Source organism: Paenibacillus sp. IHB B 3415, assembly GCF_000802655.2.
In the GTDB taxonomy this organism is placed as follows: Bacteria; Bacillota; Bacilli; order Paenibacillales; family Paenibacillaceae; genus Paenibacillus_AQ; species Paenibacillus_AQ phytohabitans.
The window spans coordinates 1-20,647 of record NZ_JUEI01000033.1 but is presented as its reverse complement, the minus strand read 5'-3'; the positions used below and the strand labels follow the sequence as shown (position 1 = coordinate 20,647).

Sequence of the window (20,647 nt, the reverse complement as noted above, 5' to 3'; positions counted from 1 at the left end):
CAAGATGTTAGGTGGTTTTACGAAAGATTTAGGAATTGACTTGGGGACAGCGAATACGCTTGTCTACGTGCGCGGTAAAGGGATTGTTGTAAGAGAGCCTTCCGTGGTAGCCATTAATACTGATACTAAGACGATTGAAGCTGTAGGGGAGTCCGCCAAAAAAATGATCGGACGCACACCGGGCAACATTCGTGCCATTCGTCCGATGAAGGACGGGGTCATTGCCGATTTTGATACTACGGCAACAATGATCAAATATTTTATCCGCCAGGCACAGAAGCAGCGCTCGATGTTCCAGCGCCACCCGAATGTCATGGTCTGTGTTCCATCCGGAATTACGGCTGTTGAACAACGCGCCGTTGAAGATGCAACGAAGCAGGCAGGAGCACGTGAGGCCTATATCATTGAAGAGCCTTTTGCCGCTGCCATCGGAGCAGATCTCCCGGTATGGGAACCTACAGGAAGCATGGTTGTGGATATCGGCGGCGGAACTACCGAAGTGGCGGTCATCTCACTCGGCGGTATCGTAACAAGCCGTTCTGTCCGTGTAGCCGGCGATGAAGCGGATGAGTCCATCATCCAATATATCAAACGCCAGTATAATCTCATGATCGGCGAACGCACTTCGGAGCAGCTGAAGATGGATGTGGGTTCTGCTCTGCCGCTCGAGAAAGCCGAAACTATGGAAATCCGCGGCCGCGATCTGGTAACGGGACTTCCGAAGACGCTGACTATTACCTCTGATGAGATCTGTGAAGCTTTGTCGGATACAGTGAACGCTATTGTTGAAGCTGTAAAAGTAACGCTGGAGAAATGTCCGCCTGAGCTTGCTGCCGACATTATGGACCGCGGTATTGTGCTTACAGGCGGCGGTGCGCTTTTGCGTAACCTGGACAAGCTGCTGGCGCGTGAGACCGGAATGCCGGTTATCGTTGCCGAGAATCCGCTGGACTGTGTAGCTATTGGTACAGGCAAGGCACTCGAGAATATTCATTTGTTCAAGAGCCGCAGCAGTTCGAGTCTTCGTTCCAAACGCTAGGACAATTCTGACCTGTGAACGTCAACCCCTGATGTGGGAGAAATTCGGTTGTTAGAGGGTGTTGAAACTGTTTAAGCTGTTTAATAATAAACGTTTATTCATATTGCTGATTACACTGGTTATGTTTATTGTGTTGATGGGCTTCAGCCTGGGACAGAGGAAAAACTTGTCCTGGCCGGAGAATTTCCTCAGAGATACGACCGGTTTCGTGCAGAATTTGTTCTACAAGCCCGCTGGATACGTAGCGGGCTTGTTCCAAGATATCGGCAATCTGCATGATCTGGCGGAAGAGAACAAGGAGCTTAAGATTCTGGCTGCACAATACGCCCGGGATAAAGCGCAGTATAATTTTATCAAGGCCGAGAATGAAAATTATAAAAAAGATCTTCATTTCACTAAGGCGCAAACGGATCTGTATAACTATGAATATCATATCGCTAACGTAGTCAGCGTGACGACAGAGCCGAGCAATAACACGCTCGTTATTGACCTCGGGGCGAAGGACGGCATCAGGCTGAATATGTCTGTAACCTCTGTCGAGGGACTTGTAGGGGTCATAAGCAATGTTAGTAATTTCACCTCTACCGTCAAGCTGATGACGATGATGGATATTCATGATCCCAATTCGCAGCCACCGATCGCGGCGACGGTGTTTAACAAGGAAGGCGAGACCTTTGGGATGATTGAAAGTTACGACCAGCAGACCGGAATGCTGATGATGAACAAAATTCCCGCAGGAGATCCAATTGCCAAGGATGATATCATTATCTCCTCCGGTAGTGGCGGAGTGTACCCGCGCGGAATGACCATCGGTACAGTCCAAGAGGTGAAGACAGGAGATTATTTAACCTCTACTGCAATCATTAAGCCGGCGGCAGGATTCCAGGACTGGAAGGAACTCTTCGTTGTCTTTACGGAGGAGCGTGCGGAATAGTGAGGATGCGCAGATCCGTTCTAATTCTATTGTTGTTCCTCTTGTTTATCCTTGAAGACACTATTCTCCCCTGGCTGATTCCGAATGCCTGGGAGATGCGGATTATCCCTGATCTCGTGTTCATCGTAATCCTGTTTGTGACGGTATACCATCACCGGCATACGGCACTTATTCTTGGCTTATCCTTCGGAATGCTGCATGATGTGGTGTTCTATGGCCGCATTCTTGGGGCACATTCTTTTGCAATGGGATTATCCGCATATCTGATTGGTCTGATATTCCAGATTCCCCGTGCACCGCTGCCGCTGATGATGACGGTGGTGCTGCTGGGCAGCCTGCTGGAGGACAGCATGCTTTTTGCCATTTACAGTGTCTTTAATCTGAGTAAAGAACCCTATAACTGGGCGCTCCTGCACCATATGCTGCCTACTATGCTGTTTCATTTTGCCATCGGCTTGCTTCTCTACATTCCGCTCCGGCGCCAGCTGGAGCTGCTGAAGAAAGAGACCCGCGAAGAAGAAGCTGCTTAAGCCGCTGCTGCATTTTCTTATCCTATAAAGAAGGAATTTGCCCGGCCCGGCACGAATGAATGAGGATGGGGGGACAGGCATATGACAGTTAAATCCAAGCATGTAAGGATTAAGGGCATCAAGGATGGCCTGGTATTCCTGCTAGACGACAAGTGTCCCTTTGAAGATCTCTTAAGCGAGCTTCGCTATAAGCTGGAGCACAGCCATCAAAATATTCTGACCGGACCGATTGTGCATGTGGACATCAAGCTGGGCAACCGTCCTGTTACCGAAGAAGATAAAGAGGCAGTTCTGGAGATCCTCAAAAGCCAGGGGAACTTATTAATCCGTTCCGTTGAAGCCCTGGAGGACCCTGAAGAGAAGGATACGGAAGCATTATTTATGATGAGCGGAATGCTCCGTTCCGGCCAGGTGCTGCATCATGAGGGCAATCTGCTGTTTCTCGGCGATGTGAATCCGGGAGGAACCATTACCTGCTCGGGGGATATCTATATTCTTGGAGCGCTTAAAGGGATGGCACACGCCGGAATCAACGGCAATCAGGAAGCAATTATTGCGGCTTCGCTGCTGGCTCCTACCCAGCTCCGGATTGCTGATATTATCAGCAGGCCGCCGGATGAATGGGGAACCCGGGAGAGCAGCATGGAATTTGCCTATTTATCAGGCGGTGCTATGCAAATCGACAAAATTCATAATATAGTCAAATTACGTCAGGATTTAAATGTGTTTAAAGGGGTGTAGCCTCCATGGGAGAAGCGATTGTCGTAACCTCGGGCAAAGGCGGAGTTGGCAAAACAACCACAACAGCCAACATTGGGACCGCACTTGCATTGCAGGGCAAAAAAGTATGTCTGGTCGATACTGACATTGGACTGCGGAATCTGGATGTAGTCATGGGGCTGGAGAACCGGATCATTTACGATCTTGTGGATGTGGCGGAAGGCCGCTGCCGTCTGAATCAGGCGCTGGTCAAAGACAAGCGTTTTGAAGAGCTGTATATGCTGCCTGCAGCCCAGACCAAAGACAAGACCTCAGTCACTCCGGAGCAGGTCAAGGATATTATTCTTGAACTCAAGAAGGAATACGAATATATTCTGATCGATTGTCCAGCCGGAATTGAACACGGCTTCCGTAATGCCATTGCAGGGGCCGATAAAGCTATTGTGGTCACTACTCCGGAGCATGCTGCGGTGCGGGATGCGGACCGGATCATCGGTCTGCTGGAGCAGTCGCATGTGGAATCACCGAAGCTTGTGGTCAACCGTATCCGTCCGGGTATGGTGAGATCCGGCGATATGCTGGATATCGAGGATATTCTGCAGGTGCTCAACATTGATCTGATCGGGATCGTGCCTGATGATGAGCTGGTCATCAAGGCAGCGAACAGCGGCGAACCTACCGTGATGAATCCGAATTCTGCAGCTGCGATTGCTTACCGCAATATTGCCCGGCGTATTCTTGGCGATGCGGTACCGTTGATGCAGCTGGACCAGAAACCGGGTGCTTTTAAGAAGTTCAAGAAATTTTTTGGAATGGGCTGAACCCTGGCCAGGCACTTATTTATAGCGATCTTTCGTCTTGACCCGCCTGCTGAGAAATCCTTGGCGGGTTTTTTTTGTGCGAATATACGAAGTAAGGCCGGTACCACCACTTCCGCTTGATAGTTATCTCCCCGCAGGGCTTGTTCTAAAGCAGCTTCCGCTACTCATAAAATGGAAGTAAAACAAGCCCGTCCGGAGGGATCAATATGGAATACGAGAGAGATATCAAAAATCGCCGTAAGAAACGTATACAGAGCTTATTAGAGGATCAGACCGAAGCCGGATCAGCGCCAGCGCTTTTCACGCTGCCTGACAACACTATCCCATTCAGGGAATGGGGGGCGGGTCCCCGAAATGAATTCACTGCTTCAACGGAACCTGATCCTGAGGTAATGTGGAAGAAGCAGCGCAGCAGCTGGGAGGACGAAGGCGGGGGTGGGCCGCGCTTTGGCGCAGGTTTCATGCGGAGGACGATAGCCAGCCTGCTTGTCTTCGGAGCGGTATGGGGAATCTTCGCAGTGAGTGAGCCGTGGGCAGTGAAGTCGCAGTATTTCATTACTGGCGCCCTTAGTAATGATATGGATTTCGCCGCAGCGCAGGTATGGTATGAGGAGCATTTCAATGGAGCACCTTCGTTCATTCCGATCTTCGGAGATAAAGAGGTGCCGGCAGAGAAAGTGACAGCCGTTCATGAACTGAGCGCCCCCTTGGAGGGAAGCATTGCGCGTCCCTTTGCCGCATCCCTTAAGGGGGTAGAAATTATACCGGCAGATGATTCAGGCTCCAGTGTCACGGTGGAAAGTGTAGATACGGGCCGCGTATTGTCCGTGTCCAAAGAAGCCCAGGGAGGCATTCGGATCACAGTCCGCCATACCGGAAATATAACGGCGGAATACGGCCATTTGAGCGGGACGCGGCTCGCGGTGGATGACTGGGTACAGAGCGGAGATGCGGTGGGCTGGATTCAGGGGACAGAGGATGCACAGATTCCGATGCTTTTTTTTGCGATTATGAAAGACAAGTCTTATATTGATCCTGCTGAAGTGGTATCGTTTGATTAGGATCTTCGGTATTGAGCTGTCTCTGCATCCGCTCTTCGTGCTGATTCTGTTTTTCTCCGTGCTCACCGGACAGTTCCTTGAAATTATTACTCTGTTTTCGATTGTATTTATCCACGAACTCGGACATGTATGTGCGGCACTATTGACCGGGGTTACCGTCAAGTCCGTGCAACTGCTGCCGTTCGGGGGAGTTGCGGTTATTGAGGATCATGGGCGGCTAACAGCCGGACGTGAAATGGGGATTGCCCTTGCCGGACCGCTTCAGAACGGGATTATGATCCTGATGGCGCTGGCCCTCAAGCAAGCGGAGTATGGCAGCAGCGCTTATCTGGATTATTTCATCGGGGCCAATGCCATGATCGCGCTGTTCAATCTGCTGCCGGTGCTTCCGCTCGACGGAGGCAAAATTCTGCAGGCCGCTCTAAGCCTGCTGCTTCCGTATTATTACACCCTGCTGTGGATTGGCAGAGTCAGTATTGCGGCCAGTCTGCTTGTGGTGGTGTTCGCCCTGCTTCCGCTGGGAACCGGCGGCGGACTCCGTCTTAACCTGCTGATGATTGGTGCCTTTCTGCTCTATTCCAATATAACGGACCAGCGCAACCTGCCTTACCGGTTTGTTGCTTTTTTGATGAACAGGGAACAGATCTATGAGCGGTATCTGCATTCAGAGGGCGCTGCCCGGCCAATAGTTGCGTTCTCTGCGAAACCTTTGGATGATATATTGCGTCTATTTAAACGTAACCATTATCATTTTATCTATGTAATGAACGATGACAGGGATATAGTGGCTGTTCTCCCTGAGCAGCGTCTGATTTCTTCTTATTTCGGAATATAAAGCAAGAATGATTCAAACCAGAGGTGAAGCCATGAAACAAATGATCGTTCACTGCACACAGCATATTACTCGTATGGCACTTCTGGAGAACGGGAGGCTGGTGGAATATGCGGCTGAACGCGATCAGCAGCAAGGTCTGGTCGGGAGTTATTATAAAGGTCGGGTTATGAATGTGCTGCCGGGTATGCAGGCGGCTTTTGTAGATATCGGACAGAAAAAGAATGCCTTTCTATATGTAGACGATGTGCTGCATCCCCATCTGGAGAAGCAGCCGGAGGTGAAGCCCTCTATTGAGACGCTGCTGCAGCCCGGTCAGGAGATCGTCGTCCAGGTGAGAAAAGAGCCGCGTGGCGGCAAGGGGGCGCGGGTGACTACCCACTATACCTTGCCCGGACGCTGGATGGTGTATATGCCTTTTGCCGAGTATGTCGGGGTTTCCAAAAAAATCAGCCGCGAATCCGAGCGAAGCCGGCTTAAAGGAATCGGCGAACGGTTGCGTCAGGGTGAAGAAGGAATCATTATGCGTACAGTCTCCGAGGACGAGCCTGTGGAGGCTGTTGAAGGGGATCTGGCCTTTTTGCGGGCCCAGTGGGAAGTAATTACCCGGCGGGCTAAGGAAGCGGACGCGCCGGCGTTGCTGCACTGTGATCTGAGCATCGTTCAGCGGTTTATCCGGGATGCCTTCAACCCGCAGCGTGATGAGCTGATGATTGATTCGGCCAAGGCGGTTAAAGAGGCGGAAGCATTCCTTACGGATATGGCTCCCGAAGGGTACAAGCCTGTAGGATTCTACCGTGGACAAGAGTCCATCTTCTCGGCATATGGTGTGGGGGATCAGCTCCATAAGAGCTTCAGCCGCAAAATCATCCTTGAAGGCGGGGCTACGCTCATTTGGGATGAGACAGAGGCGCTCACCGTTATTGATGTGAATACGGCTCAGTACACCGGCGGGACGAACCTCGAGGATACTGTAACACGGACCAATCTGCTGGCGGCGGAAGAGATCGGGCGGCTTGTCCGTCTGCGGGATACGGGCGGCATTATTATTGTTGATTTCATTGACATGGAGCGGGAGGAGCACCGGAAGCAGGTTATCGCGAAGCTGGAGAGCATCATCAGCCGTGACCGCACCAAGACGCATATTCTCGGCTGGACCCATCTGGGCCTGCTGGAAATGACCCGCAAGAAGGCAAGGCATGATTCGGCCGGATTTGCTCCGGTGATCTGTCAATGCTGCGGCGGGACCGGCAAAGTAGGGACATGGCTGGAGTAGGGAAGTTTTTTTCTCGCTGAGAGGGTACCGTCTGTTAATAGGATGACAATGCCGCTTTCTACTTGACTTAGGCTAATAAGTATGATAATATCTTCAAGTATGTGTTTGGTTGTTAAATTCCTGCACATGCTGTAACCGCTCCGATCGGGTATATCAAGTGTAATTCCTCCGGGGGTTGCCACCTAGACTAGGCGAGTCTGAGACATGAGGAGGTGCAAGTACAATGTATGCAATTATCGAAACTGGCGGTAAACAATACAAAGTCCAAGAGGGCGACGTGTTGTTCATTGAGAAGCTGGAAGCTGAAGACGGCGCAAGCGTAACGTTTGACCGTGTCTTGGCTGTTTCTAACGAAGGTGGTTTGACTGCAGGAACTCCGCTGGTAAGCGGCGCGTCTGTAACAGCCAAAGTCGAGAAACATGGTAAAGGTCATAAGGTTGTAGTTTACAAATACAAACCTAAGAAGAACTACCACAAGAAACAAGGCCATCGTCAACCGTACACCAAAGTAACTATCGAGAAGATTCAGGCGTAAGAAGGTGCGTTAATGATTAACGTGCGGATTACACGGGCTTCTGCTCAAGGTGTCATTGTCGGTTTTGCCGTCAAAGGGCATGCGGAATACGCAAGGAATGGTAGAGACATCGTCTGCGCGGGCGTTTCGACCGTTACGGTTGGAACAGTGAATGCGATTGAAAGCCTGACCGGTGTAGTCCTGGATACTTCGATGAAGGATGGATTTCTGAGTGGAACCCTGGTTCCCGTGAATGATCCTGAAGTCTCCGCCAAGGTGCAGCTTTTGCTGGAATCCATGGTGCTGATGCTCAAAGATATCGCTAAATCTTACAGAAAATTTGTTCAGATACAGGAAGTCATTATTTGAAGAAGGAGGTTGACAACATGTTGAAATTGGATCTTCAATTATTCGCATCGAAAAAAGGTGTAGGTTCCACAAAGAACGGACGTGATTCCCACTCTAAACGTCTTGGCGTGAAACGTGCTGACGGTCAAGCAGTAACCGGCGGCAACATCTTGGTTCGTCAACGCGGAACAAAAATCCACCCGGGCACTAACGTGGGCATCGGTAAGGATGATACACTGTTCGCACTTGTGGACGGCGTAGTGAAGTTCGAACGTTGGGGTCGCGATCGCAAAAAAGTGAGCGTGTACCCGGTTGATGTCGCTCCGGTAGCAGCGGCACTGGAAGCGTAAGCTTTCGGAACCTATTTAGATGAGAAGCCTCCGGCATGAGTGCCGGGGGCTTTTTTTGAAAATATTCGCACATATAGAATTCAAGTCAAACGCCCGGCAGGAATGCTGGTGATTGCAGGGAAAGCCTGTGTTATACTGGGAAATGGAAAATATCGAGCAAGATGAGCAATAGCGACATTGGAATGAATTTTGCGAACCGAGGGACGGGGAGAAAGAATGAAATCCTGGAAAAGTATCGTCTGGGCAGTCATGTTATCCGCAGTGCTTCCTTTAGGTCTCGTGTATTGGCAACCCTCCCTTTTCACATGCCTGCTGCTCGGTGTATGGGTAGCGGCAGTGCTTGCATTCAGCTTTCTTTACAACCGGCGTCATTATGAAGAGGAACTGCGTATACAGGAGAAGACTCTGCAGCAGGCGGCAAACCGGACACTGAATCACCATCGTCATGATTGGATGAACGATCTGCAAGTACTTTACGGATATATCCAGCTGGGCAAGCCTGATAAATCCGTGTTATGTGTGGAAAGAATAAAGGAGCGTATCGCGCTGGACAGCCGTATCGCCAAACTTGGGGTTCCTTCACTGGTCTTCTATCTGCAATCCTTCCGCACCTACAGAAGCAGCCTGGAGCTGGAAATAGAGGTGGAAGAAGGGCTGCAGCTGGAGGACAAGCTGACTCCCGAAACCGGTAATGAGCTGACGTCTGTGATTATGCAGACAATAAGGGCGTATCAGTACAGCGGACTTGTACCGCAAGGAGAAGCGCGGAAGCTACGGCTCGGATTTTCACAGGAGGGAAGAGACATTCTTATCTCTTTCGAAGGGGAGGGAGATCATGGCAATCCCGAACTGCTGCAGGGGCAAATTTATAATATAGTGCGAGGAAAAATCATGAAGGCGGAGCAGTTCCAGCCGAGCACAAGCTCTGTAGAACTGCGTTTACCGCTGGAGATGTAAGGAAGGTGAACATTAATGTTCGTAGATAAAGCTAAGATTTATGTTAAGGGCGGCGACGGCGGAGATGGTCTCGTGGCGTTTCGCCGTGAGAAATATGTGCCGGAGGGCGGTCCTGCCGGCGGCGATGGCGGCCGCGGCGGAGATGTGATTTTCCGGGTAGATGAAGGCTTGCGTACACTGATGGATTTCCGTTATCAGCGCCATTTCAAGGCCGATAAGGGAATTAAGGGACGCAATAAGAGCCAGCACGGGGCAAACGCTGATCACATGATCGTACGCATTCCTCCGGGAACTGTGCTGATCGATGATGATACCCAGGAGATCATTGCGGATATGACCCGTCATGGACAACAGGTCGTTGTGGCCCGTGGCGGCCGTGGCGGCCGGGGAAATACCCGGTTTGCGACTGCAAACAACACTGCGCCAGAGCTTGCCGAGAACGGCGAAGAAGGCCAGGAGCGTTATATCGTAATGGAACTGAAGGTAATGGCAGACGTAGGTTTGGTAGGATTCCCGAGTGTGGGTAAATCTACATTGCTGTCGGTAGTATCTGCTGCCCAGCCGAAGATCGGCGCCTATCATTTCACAACAATTACACCAAACCTTGGTGTAGTTGACGTTGGGGATGGCCGCAGCTTTGTTATGGCGGATCTGCCGGGCCTGATTGAAGGTGCGAGTGAAGGTGTGGGGCTTGGACATGAGTTCCTGCGCCACGTTGAGCGTACACGTATCATCATTCATGTCGTGGATATGTCCGGCTCTGAAGGCCGTGATCCCTTTGAGGATTGGGTGATGATTAATGATGAGCTGAAGCAATATAATGCGGCTCTGATTGACCGTCCGCAGATTGTTGCGGCGAACAAGATGGATATGCCTGATTCCGAAGAGAATCTTGCGGCTTTCCGCGAGCGTGTGGCGGAGCTTCGTCCGGATCTTGAAATCATGCCGATCTCCTCGCTTACCCGTCAGGGAGTGCAGGAACTGCTCTACCGGGCAACGGACGTACTGGATAGTATTCCTGTGGCACCGGTCGTTGAAGAAGTGGCTGAAACTACTGAGCGCAAGGTGTATAAGCTGGAAGCGGAAGAAGATAATTCCTTCACTATTACCCGCGACAATGAAGCATTTGTGGTCACCAGTCCGCGTATTGAGCGGATGCTGAAGCGGATGCAGCTCAGTACACATGATGCCATCCTTAAGCTGGCCCGTACCTTGCGTCACATGGGCGTGGATGCTGAACTGCGCAAGCGCGGTGCTGTAGAAGGCACCATTGTGCGCATTGCTGATTTCGAATTCGAGTTTGTTGAGAACAGCAGCTACTATTAATATCTGCGCTTGCTGCTGAGTGTTGTCAAGCAGCTTCGAATATGCCGGCTGTGTTTCCCGTGAGGGGACACAGCCGGCTTTTTTAATAGACAGGGGAATAAAGAACCGCTTTGTATAAAGTCTGCTTTAAATATTTGGCTAAATTTACTACAATCATATGTGGGCCCAAGAACGGGAATAGGTCATGGGCGGACGGATTTATCTGCAACCGAATCCAAATAAGGAAATCCCCGTATATAATTAAGGGCAATAAGCACTAATTTCCAGCTGAACCAACCGATAATATAAATACAAACCTGTCATGAAAGAGGGAATAGGCAGATGGCAATTATTGAAGTAGTCAAATATGACGGGCCTGCAGGCGTCTTTGCCTGGAAATATCCTAATCAGGAGCTGGGCACATGGACACAGCTGATTGTGAATGAATCCCAGGAGGCGATTCTGTTCAAAGGCGGTGAGGCACTCGATTCCTTCACAGCGGGACGTCACACACTCAGCACGGCGAACATCCCGATTCTGTCGAATGTAGTGAATCTGCCGTTCGGCGGCAAATCACCGTTTACAGCGGAAGTATGGTTCGTGAACAAGATGAACTCTATGAACGTCAAGTGGGGGACAAGTTCGCCGCTGCAGCTGCAGGATCCTAAATACCAAATCATGATCTCTGTCCGCGCCTTCGGCCAATTCGGAGTCAGGATTGAGGATCCCCGCAAATTCCTGCTGAAGCTGGTGGGGACGCTGCCGTTATTTGATCAAGACACTATGGTAAGTTATTTCCGCGGCCTGCTGATGTCGAATATTAATGAACTGATCTCTTCTTATCTGGTGCACAAAAAAATCAGCATTCTGGAGATCAATGCCTATGTCGTAGAAATTTCGAAGCATATACAAGGCCGTCTGGCGTCGTCCTTCCTGGATAGCGGGATCGAGCTGAATAACTTCTTTATTGATTCCATTAACATTCCTGATAATGATCCGGCCATACTCCGCTTGAAAGAGGCTTTAGCCAAAAAAGCAGAGATGGACATCATCGGCTTCACCTATCAGCAGGAACGCAGCTTCGATACCATGGAGGAAGCCGCAGGGAATCCGGGTAATTTAGGCGCCGGGATGATGAATACCGGCCTGGGGCTCGGTATGGGCTTTGGCCTTGCCGGACCTGCGACTGATATGATGAACAGGATGACACGCGGTATGTCACTGGACGGGGGTACGGCGGCAGGACCGGGAACAAATTCCAAATCCTGTGCAGGCTGTGGAACACTTAACCCGGCAGATGCGCGGTTCTGTACCGGCTGCGGTCAGAGCCTGCAGACGGTGCCGGCAGCAGCTAGCAGTACTTGCCGCAGCTGCGGCAAGCCGGTAATTCCCGGCGCCAAATTCTGCCCGCACTGCGGCGAGAGCCTGATCATCAAATGCACGGGTTGCGGGCATGAACTGCAGCCCGGCCAGAAATTCTGCGCGGAATGCGGAACAAGGGCGGCTAATGGGTGAGCTGGATGAATAAACAGAGGTCTTACACGGGGCTTATCACTGTCATTTATGTTGCTGTTCTGGCGGTCACTGTTTTCTCCTTCTTCATGCTTGGATTTTCTGAGTCGCTGGTGCGTTTCATAGTGACCCTGCTTGCCGTATGCATTGCTGAGACAGCCGTATATGGTTATTGCGTATTTTGGCTGCGTTCTACTCCTGATGTCAGCAGGACTTCACCGCTACTCCTGAGCGGGGCTTGGATTATTGCCTTTTATGTATTCGTGGTAATTGCGTCAGCTGTGCTGCTTGACTGGATCCTGGAACTTAGCCCGCTCTTGTATGCGGGAGTGCAGCTACTTATGTTGGTTACTGCTGTGGCTGTTCTTGAAGCGATAAGGTTATATGGCCGGAATGCAGCGTCTCAGGAACAGAGGGATGCCGATGCCTCAAGGAATCTGCGGCGTTACCGGCAGGAGCTGCGTGAGATTAGAGAGCTTGCGGGGAGCTGGAAGCATCCGGAATCCATTCGTTTGACTGAACTGGTGGGTTCCCTGGAGGAAAGGTTCCAGTACAGTGATCCGGTTTCGAATCCGGAATTGGCCGCAACTGAGGATATGATAAGCCAGCAGATTTCTCTGCTTCATGATCATGTTGCCTTATTGCTTGTACTGAAGGATCCGCCAGGCGGCTGGGAAGCGGAAACACAGGAATTGACGGATAGTATTGCCGGCACGCTCCAGCGGCGCAACCGGGAGCTGGCGGCACTTAAATAGGAGGAAGATTACGGAATGGGTATCGTGAATGAGCTAGAGGGACTGCTGCCGGGCCGGGAAGGCCAGCCGTCTGACGGTCTGCCCAAATATGAGCGGACAACATTTGACTATGTAACTATCGGAGTGGGCTACCTTGTGATGCCGCTCGGGCTTGTGCTTGCTTTGATCCGCTTCTTTGGAACGCATTACAAAAATTACCGCAAACCCGTCAATTACAGCCTGCTGTATCATGTTTTTGTAGGGGGATTTGTGCAGATGATGGGCTTTATCCTTTATTCGATATATAGTGACGACGGGATCGATGTCACTACGCTGATTATACTGTTAATCCTTTTTGCTCTTGTTCTGCTCCTGCCCGCGTCAGCTTTTGCCAAAAGGGCGGCCAAAGCCAGATTCCGTTTCTCCCAGCTCGCCAATCAATATGTGCAGCTAATCACTGCCGGCAGAGTACGTTATATTGGAAATCTGGCTGACCGTACCGGGCAAAGTGAGGGGGATGTGAATCGGGATTTGATCTACCTCAAGAAGTATGGGGTGCTGGACTCCGGGCTGCTCTTCAGTGAGGGAGCGGATACTGAGCCTGATGCTCCGGTTAATCAGGCGGATTCATCGCCATTTTCTTCCCCGGGCGGACAAACGGTGTATCAGCCGCCAAGACCGCAGCAGCAGCCGAAGTCCATACGCTGCCCTGGCTGTGGTGCACAGAATACCGTCTCCCCTCTCCAGTCCAAGAACTGTGACTACTGCGGTACGACCGTCTCTTACAGTTAAGCAAAGGCTGTTCCTCCTGGTTAACGGGTGGAATAGCCTTTTTTGAAAATTCAAGGTCACTTGCCGTCAGAGGAAAAAGTGTTGCAATTTAAGTCTTCAATCCCGTATAATGTCCACTATGTACATACAAAAGTCTTTGGGGTGAGGACGTTCGTGAAAGAACGCTATTATTTGGTCCGGGAGGACATATTGCCCGATGCTGTACTGAAGACCATGCAGGTCAAGCAGCTGCTGGAAGCAGGAGATGCCAAAACGGTACACGAGGGCGTGGAGCAGGTTGGGCTTAGCCGCAGCGCTTTTTATAAATACAAAGACGGAATTCATTTGATTCATCAGCTGGAACGTGAGCGTATAGTAACCATCTCGATAGATCTGGAGCACGAATCAGGTATGCTCTCTAAAGTGCTGGGTTCTGTAGCTGTCCACGGAGCCAACGTGCTGACGATTCACCAGAGCATCCCGCTGCAGGGGCGGGCCAACGTGGTGATCTCTGTTGAAATTTCTCATTTAAATGAAGAATTAGGCGATTTACTGGATAGTCTAAAGGCAATCTCGGGTGTGAAGCGGGCGTTAATTATCGGCCAGGGCTAGTATCGCTTAACAAAACTAAAGCATATGCTTTCGAAGCGAGTTTTATTGCGAAGAGGTTCGGAGTAGTTAGCTTCATAAAACTTAAGCCTATGCTTACGAAGTGAGTTTTGCTTGAAGTAAATACAAGGAGCAGACGCTCGCAAAACTTTTAGGAGGATACAAATGAAGCCGGTTAAAGTGGGATTGCTGGGTTTAGGTACAGTAGGTACGGGCGTAGTCCGTATCGTTGAAGGGAATCAGGAGGATTTGAGCAGCCAGGTAGGCTCGCCGATCCTGATTGAACGTATAGCCGTGAAGAATACGGAGAAGCCGCGGGAAATTGAAGTCGATCCATCCAAGATCACCGATGACCCATGGGAGGTTATCCGGGACCCGGAAATTGATGTCATTGTCGAGGTCATGGGCGGTATTGCGGGAACGAAAGAGTACATTCTTGAGGCGCTGGAGCGCGGCAAACATATCGTTACAGCCAACAAGGACCTGATGGCCCTGCATGGCTCGGAGATTCTGGCCAAAGCTCAGGAGAAGCAGTGTGATGTGTTCTACGAGGCCAGCGTGGCTGGAGGCATTCCGATTATCCGTACACTGATTGAAGGATTCTCCTCCGACAAGATTATGAAGATTATGGGTATCGTTAACGGGACAACCAACTACATACTTAGCAAAATGAGCCAGGAAGGCGCGTCTTATCTGGATGTGCTGAAGGAAGCGCAGGAACTCGGATATGCTGAATCTGATCCAACCTCCGATGTGGAGGGTCTGGATGCTGCCCGCAAGATGGCGATCTTGGGAACCCTTGGCTTCCGGACCAACGTTGAACTCAGTGATGTCAGTGTGAGCGGTATTTCCGGCGTGAGCAAAGAGGATATTGCTTTTGCCAAACGGCTGGGCTATGAGATGAAGCTGCTCGGCATTGCTGAACGCCAGGATGAAGAATTCAGCATCAGTGTGCAGCCTACGATGATCCGTGCCAGCCACCCGATTGCATCCGTGAACGGAGTATATAATGCCGTATATGTGTATGGGCAAGCTGTAGGGGAAACGATGTTTTATGGTGCCGGAGCAGGCGCAATGCCTACCGCAACCTCAATTGTGGCAGATCTTGTGGCCGTAATTAAGAATCTGAAGCTGGGTGTGAATGGGCTCAAGCAGATTGTCCCCTATAAGCAGAAGAAGCTGAAGAGCGATGAAGATATCTTCTACAAGAACTTCCTCCTCCTGCACGTGGATGACAAAGCGGGTGTGCTGGCGAAGATTACTCAAGTGTTTGCCGAATATGATGTCAGTCTGGATTCTGTAGTGCAGCAGGCCAATGCCAATAACCCGGATGCAGAAATCATTATTGTAACGCACAATGCCAGCAAGGCGAGTATGAATAAAGTAATGCGGCATTTAGAGCAATTGAACGTCATTCACCGCATCAAAAGCCATTATCGTGTAGAAGGCTGAGTACCGCATTCCGAGATTCATCGGCTGCGTGCAAATATAACGAAGGAGATTTCCCACGCCATGAGTATTTACGGAAGGTCTAGAGTAAAAGTCCCTGCCAGCACCGCCAATCTCGGTCCGGGATTCGATACACTGGGCATGGCACTGTCACTGTATGCCTGGATTGAGATGGAAGAGGCGGCAGAAACGGTATTTCACCTTTATGGTGATGAGATGAAGGGTACCGCCCGTGACAAAAGCAATCTGCTGTACAAGGTAGCCCAGATGGTGTTTGCAGAAGCCGGGGTTTCGGTCCCCGAACTATCCATCTCGATGTATTCAGAAATTCCGCTTACCCGGGGTCTCGGCAGCAGTGCTTCCGCGATTGTTGGCGCATTGGCCGCAGCTAATGCTATGATTGGTTCACCGCTTGGGTCTGCGAAGCTGTTTGATATGGCCACAGCGCTTGAGAAGCATCCAGATAATGTTGGAGCCTCCATCTTCGGGGGGATTATCACAGCAGCATGGGATGGGCAGCATGCCGATTATATCCGGATAGAGCCTCCACAGGCGCTGGAAGTGCTTGTGGTTATTCCTGAATTTGAGCTGGAGACAGTCAAAGCAAGAGGGCTGCTGCCTGCCGAAGTTACAATGGGCGATGCTGTCCATAATATCAGCCGTACCTCGCTGCTAACTGCAGCACTATCCGCCGGCCGACTCGATATGATTGGCAGAGCGATGCAGGACCGCCTGCATCAGCCGTACCGTGCACCCATGGTGCCTGGGATGGAGAAGCTGCTTGCCGAGGCGCCCAGGCGTGGTGCTCTGGGGATTGCGCTAAGCGGCGCAGGCCCTACATTGTTATGTATGGTGGACCGTAGCAGCGATAAGAAGCAGGAGCTGGAGCATTTCCTGACAGAAACGATGCAGGAGAATGGGATTCCTTCCCGGACTGTATGGCTGTCGCCATGTACTTCAGGTGTAACTACGGAGCTGCTTGAAAGAAACGGGATGCAAAACGGATCATTTTTGGATATGATAAAAGGAGAATTACAGTCATGAAATCAATAGCGGTATTGCCTCAGGGCTCGGTGTCGCATGAAGCGCTGCTGCATTTATTTGGGGGTAGCCCGGTAAATATTGAGCATCATAAGCTGATATCCGATGTCTTTCTGTCTACGGCGAACGGAGTTACGGATTACAGTGTGATTCCGATTGAGAATACGATTGAAGGCTCGGTCAGCCTGCATATTGACTGGCTCATTAACGAGGTGAATCTGCCGATGCAGGCGGAGTGGATTTTTCCGTCGGTGCAGAATCTGATCGGTAATCCGCAGGAATTCACGGATGGGAGCGGGCATAAGGATTATACGAAGATTGTCAAAATCCTGTCCCATCCGGTTGCTATGGCACAATGTCTGCAGTTCATCCGCAAAGCCGCACCGTGGGCGGAGCTGGAATCTGTGGGCAGCACTTCCGAAGCTGTTGAAATTGTAAAGGATAATCCCGGCAAGGGCTGGGCCGCCATCGGTACGTCACTGGGGGCAGCTACGCACGGGCTGGAGATTGTGGAGCGGCAGGTTACAGACCATAACAACAATTACACGCGTTTTGTACTTGTTGGCCAGGAGAAGCTGGAGCTCCCGCTAGAGAGCAGCGGGGACAAGACGAGTATTCTTGTGACGCTGCCCGAGGATTTTCCTGGTGCGCTGCATCAGGTGCTGGCTGCATTTTCCTGGCGGAAGCTGAATCTGTCGCGGATTGAATCACGGCCGACCAAGAAGAAACTGGGTACTTATTATTTCTATATTGATGTGCTGGAACCGATAGAGTCGGTGCTGCTCCCGGGGGCGATTGAAGAGATCAAGGCCTTGGGCTGTCAGGTACGGATTCTGGGGTCCTATCCCACATACACCTATGAGGAAGAGAAAGCGGAGGTGCAGTAAGTTCATGGCTGAACAATGGATCTATCTGGATGGACAACATGTAACGAAGGACAATGCTAAGGTATCGGTATTTGATCACGGCTTTTTATATGGAGACGGTATTTTCGAAGGAATCCGTATTTATAACGGCAACATTTTCAAATGCAAAGAGCATCTGGACAGGCTGTATGATTCAGCCAAATCGATTATGCTGGAGATTCCGCTGACGTATGATGAGATGCTGGAGGCTATGGCTGAGACTATCCGCCTTAATGAAATGCGTAACGGGTATATCCGTCTGATCGTTTCGCGCGGTCCTGGTAACCTGGGGCTTGATCCGCGCCGCTGTCCCAAAGCGAGTGTCATTATTATTGTAGAGCAGCTGGCGATCTACCCGGAACAGGCTTATCTGAACGGACTCCGTGCCGTGTCGGTATCCCAGCGCCGTAATATCCCGGATGCGCTGAATCCGAAGATCAAATCGTTGAACTATCTTAACAACATTCTGGTGAAGATCCAGTCTAATCTGGCGGAAGCTGATGAAGCTATCATGATGAATGCGCAAGGATATGTAACCGAAGGATCGGGCGACAACATCTTCATTATCAAAAGAGGAGTAGTCTACACGCCTCCCTGCTATTTGGGCGCGCTTGAAGGAATTACCCGTCTGGCGATTATCGAGCTATGTGAGAAACTGGGCTTGCCGCTGAAGGAAGAGCCGTTCACAATGCATGATGTATATATTGCCGATGAAGTTTTCTTCACCGGTACCGCAGCCGAAGTTATTGCAGCCCGTGAAATCGACGGACGGATTATCGGTTCCGGTCACGCCGGTCCGATTACCCTGCAGCTGCTTGAAGAATTCCGTAATGTTGTGGATAAAGACGGTTATAAGGTGTGGGAATAGTTCATTAATAGTTATTCCGCAAACCAATGAATGAATAAAGCAGCAATCCTCCCATGGAGCCATGGGAGGATTTTTTTTGTATTAGGGATGTCATTCGCCCATGGGCTGCATAAGATGTAGTAACGAAGGAGGCGGCTGTACCGCATATACCATGCTGGAGTGCAGTAATCCCTGAACTAGGGGCAACGTCGATAACAGATACTTATTAGGAGGTAAATGCTGCGTGAAAATACACATTGTTAAGCAAGGCGATTCGCTATTTGCGCTATCGCAGAAGTATGGAGTGCCGCTGCAAAAAATAATCGAGGCCAATCCGCAAATCACGAATCCAGATGTGCTTGCTGTCGGGGATAAAGTCAAAATACCGGCAGCCCCGATACCTGTACCAGATAACAGTGAGGTCTACTACAAGCATACCGTCAAGCAAGGCGATACCTTGTGGAAGCTCTCCAAAGCATGGGGCATTACGCTGAAGGACATGATTGATGCCAACCCGCAGCTTAAGAATCCCAATGTTCTGATGACTGGGGAAGTAGTGAATATCCCTAAGAAGGCTAATACCGCTTCTCCTATTCAGGCTCAGTCTGTCTCTCCGGCAAAAGCTAATACTACTCCCATTCAGGCACAATCCACAGCACCTGCAGTCGTAGACAAAACAGCTATTGGCGGAAAAACCTATACCGGGCCCATAGAAAAGCCGGCTCCTGTCGTGTCCCCTGCCGCAGAAGCTGTCCCGGTTCCCATTGCTGCTCCTGTACCGGCACCTAATCCTGCACCCAATAAAGCACCCGAAGTGATGCCGATTCAGGAAATCGTTCATGAGAAACAAAGCTTATTTGTACAAATCTCAGTTCCGGCACAAGAAGCCATCACATATGAGATGCCCAAAGAAGCACATAAAACTGAGATTCAGCCAGCGGCATGGAACGATGGTAAGGTCTCTCCATGCGACCAGACCGAAGGTTATCCCGGTCTGAATGAGAATCCGTATTTCATGAATTGTCCGCCGGTGTATCCCGTGTATGAGCCAATGGGGATGATGGATATAAACGCTGCGCCTAATTACATTCAGCCTGCAGCTTTCATGCCGGATTGCCCCCCGTACTATGCTTATCCTGCAGGGGATTATCCCGGAGCCTGGTACCCGAATGCTGCGCCAGACTATAACAATGCGGCAATGTCCGCAGTGAGCCCTTTGAGCGATAACGCATCTTTTGTATCTCCGCAGTATAGCAGCCAGCCAGTCAATCTCCCTTGGCCTTCCTGCGGATGCGGCGGGATGTCTATTCAGCCTTATCCGTATGAGCAAGCAATGCAGCCTATGTACAATACGTATCCGGTGTATGATATGCCGCAGCCGGGAATGATATCCCCTTATTCAGCAGGAATGAATTCAATGCCCAATGCGCTTTCACCTGTGTACGATCAGCCAATGGTATCGAATATCCCGCCTTATCCGTCCTACCCTGGTATGGAGAACTTTGCCCATAACCGTGTACCTGAAATCCAGATTCCAGAGCCTGCGGTGCAGGAAGCCGCAGAGACTCCTGAAGCGCAGCCTGTTAAGAATTCCAAAGGCGGTGCTTCCAAACCGGGAGGGGGAAAAGTGAAAACTTCCAGCCAGACAACCACAACCACGGCCAAAGCTAAGACTTCTTCCAAAACAGGTTCAAGCTCAAACGGACGTTCAAGTACAGCCAAAAAGAATAAGAATCCATGGATTTCTAACTAACTCTGAAACGATAGATTATGGAGTGCATGCAGGTCACGCATAGGATGCGGGCTTGCTGCACTTTTTTAGAGTTTTGCAGGTACAGAGACTTGTATAGTATAACTATGGAGTTCTATAGAACCATTTTTTGAAATGGTAAATATTGAGGGTTGTTTTTAGTAATAAATGCGTGGTATATTATAAATCCAGTCGCGGGGCGGAAGCCTTTTCACAAGATTGGACATGTTGCTCTGAAGAGTATGCAAACAGCTTATGAAAAATAAGTGTTGCATTCAGATGAGAAACATGGTATATTATAAGAGTTGCTGGTGACGCGGTAAGCGGCGCTGACAACGAGCT

22 protein-coding genes and 1 other annotated feature are annotated in these 20,647 nt (G+C 50.5%); all 22 genes read left to right on the top strand.

Features of this window, described 5'->3' with window-relative positions; genetic code table 11:
* Positions 1–4: 4 nt before the first annotated feature.
* The 22 genes from QW71_RS16490 (at position 5) to QW71_RS38045 (ending at position 20,308) form a co-directional block, all read left to right on the top strand.
* Positions 5–1,039, top strand: coding sequence for a rod shape-determining protein (locus tag QW71_RS16490; RefSeq protein WP_039300524.1), 1,035 nt, complete (start codon positions 5–7; stop codon positions 1,037–1,039).
* A 58-nt stretch (positions 1,040–1,097) separates the two neighbouring features.
* Positions 1,098–1,973, top strand: a complete 876-nt coding sequence (gene mreC, locus QW71_RS16485) for a rod shape-determining protein MreC (RefSeq protein ID WP_039300521.1) — start codon at positions 1,098–1,100, stop codon at positions 1,971–1,973.
* Entirely contained in the window at positions 1,973–2,503 is a 531-nt protein-coding gene (mreD, locus tag QW71_RS16480; protein ID WP_083442576.1) for a rod shape-determining protein MreD, read from the top strand. The genes mreC and mreD overlap by 1 nt, the downstream gene beginning before the upstream one ends.
* Before the next feature lie 81 nt (positions 2,504–2,584).
* Positions 2,585–3,244, top strand: coding sequence for a septum site-determining protein MinC (gene minC, locus QW71_RS16475; RefSeq protein ID WP_039300519.1), 660 nt, complete (start codon positions 2,585–2,587; stop codon positions 3,242–3,244).
* Between the two features lie 5 nt (positions 3,245–3,249).
* Positions 3,250–4,044 carry a septum site-determining protein MinD gene (gene minD, locus QW71_RS16470; protein ID WP_039300516.1) on the top strand — a complete coding sequence of 265 codons (795 nt, stop codon included), beginning with the start codon at positions 3,250–3,252 and terminating at the stop codon, positions 4,042–4,044.
* Between the two features lie 206 nt (positions 4,045–4,250).
* The gene (locus QW71_RS16465) at positions 4,251–5,105 is read left to right on the top strand and encodes a M23 family metallopeptidase (RefSeq protein ID WP_039300514.1); all 855 of its coding nucleotides are present in this window, start codon (positions 4,251–4,253) and stop codon (positions 5,103–5,105) included.
* A complete protein-coding gene (locus tag QW71_RS16460; RefSeq protein WP_039300511.1) occupies positions 5,098–5,940 on the top strand; it encodes a M50 family metallopeptidase in 843 nt (280 codons plus the stop codon). The genes QW71_RS16465 and QW71_RS16460 overlap by 8 nt, the downstream gene beginning before the upstream one ends.
* Before the next feature lie 31 nt (positions 5,941–5,971).
* Positions 5,972–7,213: an Rne/Rng family ribonuclease gene (locus tag QW71_RS16455; RefSeq protein ID WP_039300508.1), complete on the top strand. Its 1,242-nt coding sequence runs from the start codon at positions 5,972–5,974 to the stop codon at positions 7,211–7,213.
* A gap of 123 nt (positions 7,214–7,336) precedes the next feature.
* Positions 7,337–7,422: a sequence feature (ribosomal protein L21 leader region), on the top strand.
* Positions 7,423–7,436: 14 nt separating this feature from the next.
* On the top strand, positions 7,437–7,748 hold the full coding sequence (gene rplU, locus QW71_RS16450) for a 50S ribosomal protein L21 (RefSeq protein WP_036698983.1): 312 nt from the start codon (positions 7,437–7,439) through the stop codon (positions 7,746–7,748).
* Positions 7,749–7,760: 12 nt separating this feature from the next.
* Positions 7,761–8,096 carry a ribosomal-processing cysteine protease Prp gene (locus tag QW71_RS16445; RefSeq protein ID WP_039300501.1) on the top strand — a complete coding sequence of 112 codons (336 nt, stop codon included), beginning with the start codon at positions 7,761–7,763 and terminating at the stop codon, positions 8,094–8,096.
* Between the two features lie 17 nt (positions 8,097–8,113).
* Complete coding sequence (gene rpmA, locus QW71_RS16440) at positions 8,114–8,425, top strand: 50S ribosomal protein L27 (RefSeq protein ID WP_020429282.1); 312 nt, start codon at positions 8,114–8,116, stop codon at positions 8,423–8,425.
* Positions 8,426–8,641: 216 nt separating this feature from the next.
* Positions 8,642–9,382, top strand: a complete 741-nt coding sequence (locus QW71_RS38535) for a Spo0B domain-containing protein (protein WP_039300498.1) — start codon at positions 8,642–8,644, stop codon at positions 9,380–9,382.
* Between the two features lie 15 nt (positions 9,383–9,397).
* Positions 9,398–10,708, top strand: coding sequence for a GTPase ObgE (obgE, locus tag QW71_RS16430; RefSeq protein WP_039300495.1), 1,311 nt, complete (start codon positions 9,398–9,400; stop codon positions 10,706–10,708).
* A 321-nt stretch (positions 10,709–11,029) separates the two neighbouring features.
* Positions 11,030–12,202, top strand: a complete 1,173-nt coding sequence (locus QW71_RS16425; RefSeq protein ID WP_039300492.1) for an SPFH domain-containing protein — start codon at positions 11,030–11,032, stop codon at positions 12,200–12,202.
* 5 nt (positions 12,203–12,207) lie between these two features.
* Entirely contained in the window at positions 12,208–12,954 is a 747-nt protein-coding gene (locus tag QW71_RS16420; protein ID WP_152679777.1) for a hypothetical protein, read from the top strand.
* A 15-nt stretch (positions 12,955–12,969) separates the two neighbouring features.
* Positions 12,970–13,725 carry a zinc ribbon domain-containing protein gene (locus tag QW71_RS16415; protein ID WP_039300487.1) on the top strand — a complete coding sequence of 252 codons (756 nt, stop codon included), beginning with the start codon at positions 12,970–12,972 and terminating at the stop codon, positions 13,723–13,725.
* 153 nt (positions 13,726–13,878) lie between these two features.
* A complete protein-coding gene (locus tag QW71_RS16410) occupies positions 13,879–14,316 on the top strand; it encodes an ACT domain-containing protein (RefSeq protein ID WP_039300484.1) in 438 nt (145 codons plus the stop codon).
* A 162-nt stretch (positions 14,317–14,478) separates the two neighbouring features.
* Positions 14,479–15,765: a homoserine dehydrogenase gene (locus QW71_RS16405; RefSeq protein ID WP_039300481.1), complete on the top strand. Its 1,287-nt coding sequence runs from the start codon at positions 14,479–14,481 to the stop codon at positions 15,763–15,765.
* A gap of 60 nt (positions 15,766–15,825) precedes the next feature.
* Positions 15,826–16,806 (top strand): homoserine kinase, encoded by a 981-nt coding sequence (gene thrB / locus QW71_RS16400; protein WP_039300478.1) that lies wholly within the window; start codon positions 15,826–15,828, stop codon positions 16,804–16,806.
* Positions 16,803–17,690, top strand: a complete 888-nt coding sequence (gene pheA, locus QW71_RS16395) for a prephenate dehydratase (RefSeq protein ID WP_039300477.1) — start codon at positions 16,803–16,805, stop codon at positions 17,688–17,690. Before thrB ends, pheA begins: the two co-directional genes overlap by 4 nt.
* Positions 17,691–17,694: 4 nt before the next feature.
* Entirely contained in the window at positions 17,695–18,576 is an 882-nt protein-coding gene (gene ilvE, locus QW71_RS16390) for a branched-chain-amino-acid transaminase (protein ID WP_039300474.1), read from the top strand.
* Between the two features lie 223 nt (positions 18,577–18,799).
* Positions 18,800–20,308 carry a LysM peptidoglycan-binding domain-containing protein gene (locus tag QW71_RS38045; protein WP_052770053.1) on the top strand — a complete coding sequence of 503 codons (1,509 nt, stop codon included), beginning with the start codon at positions 18,800–18,802 and terminating at the stop codon, positions 20,306–20,308.
* Positions 20,309–20,647: the final 339 nt, after the last annotated feature.

Coding starts and splice junctions, on each gene's coding strand:
- QW71_RS16490 (WP_039300524.1), top strand. CDS start 5: ATGTTAGGTGGTTTTACGAAAGATTTAGGAATTGACTTGGGGACAGCG.
- minC (WP_039300519.1), top strand. CDS start 2,585: ATGACAGTTAAATCCAAGCATGTAAGGATTAAGGGCATCAAGGATGGC.
- minD (WP_039300516.1), top strand. CDS start 3,250: ATGGGAGAAGCGATTGTCGTAACCTCGGGCAAAGGCGGAGTTGGCAAA.
- QW71_RS16465 (WP_039300514.1), top strand. CDS start 4,251: ATGGAATACGAGAGAGATATCAAAAATCGCCGTAAGAAACGTATACAG.
- QW71_RS16455 (WP_039300508.1), top strand. CDS start 5,972: ATGAAACAAATGATCGTTCACTGCACACAGCATATTACTCGTATGGCA.
- rplU (WP_036698983.1), top strand. CDS start 7,437: ATGTATGCAATTATCGAAACTGGCGGTAAACAATACAAAGTCCAAGAG.
- QW71_RS16445 (WP_039300501.1), top strand. CDS start 7,761: ATGATTAACGTGCGGATTACACGGGCTTCTGCTCAAGGTGTCATTGTC.
- rpmA (WP_020429282.1), top strand. CDS start 8,114: ATGTTGAAATTGGATCTTCAATTATTCGCATCGAAAAAAGGTGTAGGT.
- QW71_RS38535 (WP_039300498.1), top strand. CDS start 8,642: ATGAAATCCTGGAAAAGTATCGTCTGGGCAGTCATGTTATCCGCAGTG.
- obgE (WP_039300495.1), top strand. CDS start 9,398: ATGTTCGTAGATAAAGCTAAGATTTATGTTAAGGGCGGCGACGGCGGA.
- QW71_RS16425 (WP_039300492.1), top strand. CDS start 11,030: ATGGCAATTATTGAAGTAGTCAAATATGACGGGCCTGCAGGCGTCTTT.
- QW71_RS16420 (WP_152679777.1), top strand. CDS start 12,208: ATGAATAAACAGAGGTCTTACACGGGGCTTATCACTGTCATTTATGTT.
- QW71_RS16415 (WP_039300487.1), top strand. CDS start 12,970: ATGGGTATCGTGAATGAGCTAGAGGGACTGCTGCCGGGCCGGGAAGGC.
- QW71_RS16405 (WP_039300481.1), top strand. CDS start 14,479: ATGAAGCCGGTTAAAGTGGGATTGCTGGGTTTAGGTACAGTAGGTACG.
- thrB (WP_039300478.1), top strand. CDS start 15,826: ATGAGTATTTACGGAAGGTCTAGAGTAAAAGTCCCTGCCAGCACCGCC.
- pheA (WP_039300477.1), top strand. CDS start 16,803: ATGAAATCAATAGCGGTATTGCCTCAGGGCTCGGTGTCGCATGAAGCG.
- ilvE (WP_039300474.1), top strand. CDS start 17,695: ATGGCTGAACAATGGATCTATCTGGATGGACAACATGTAACGAAGGAC.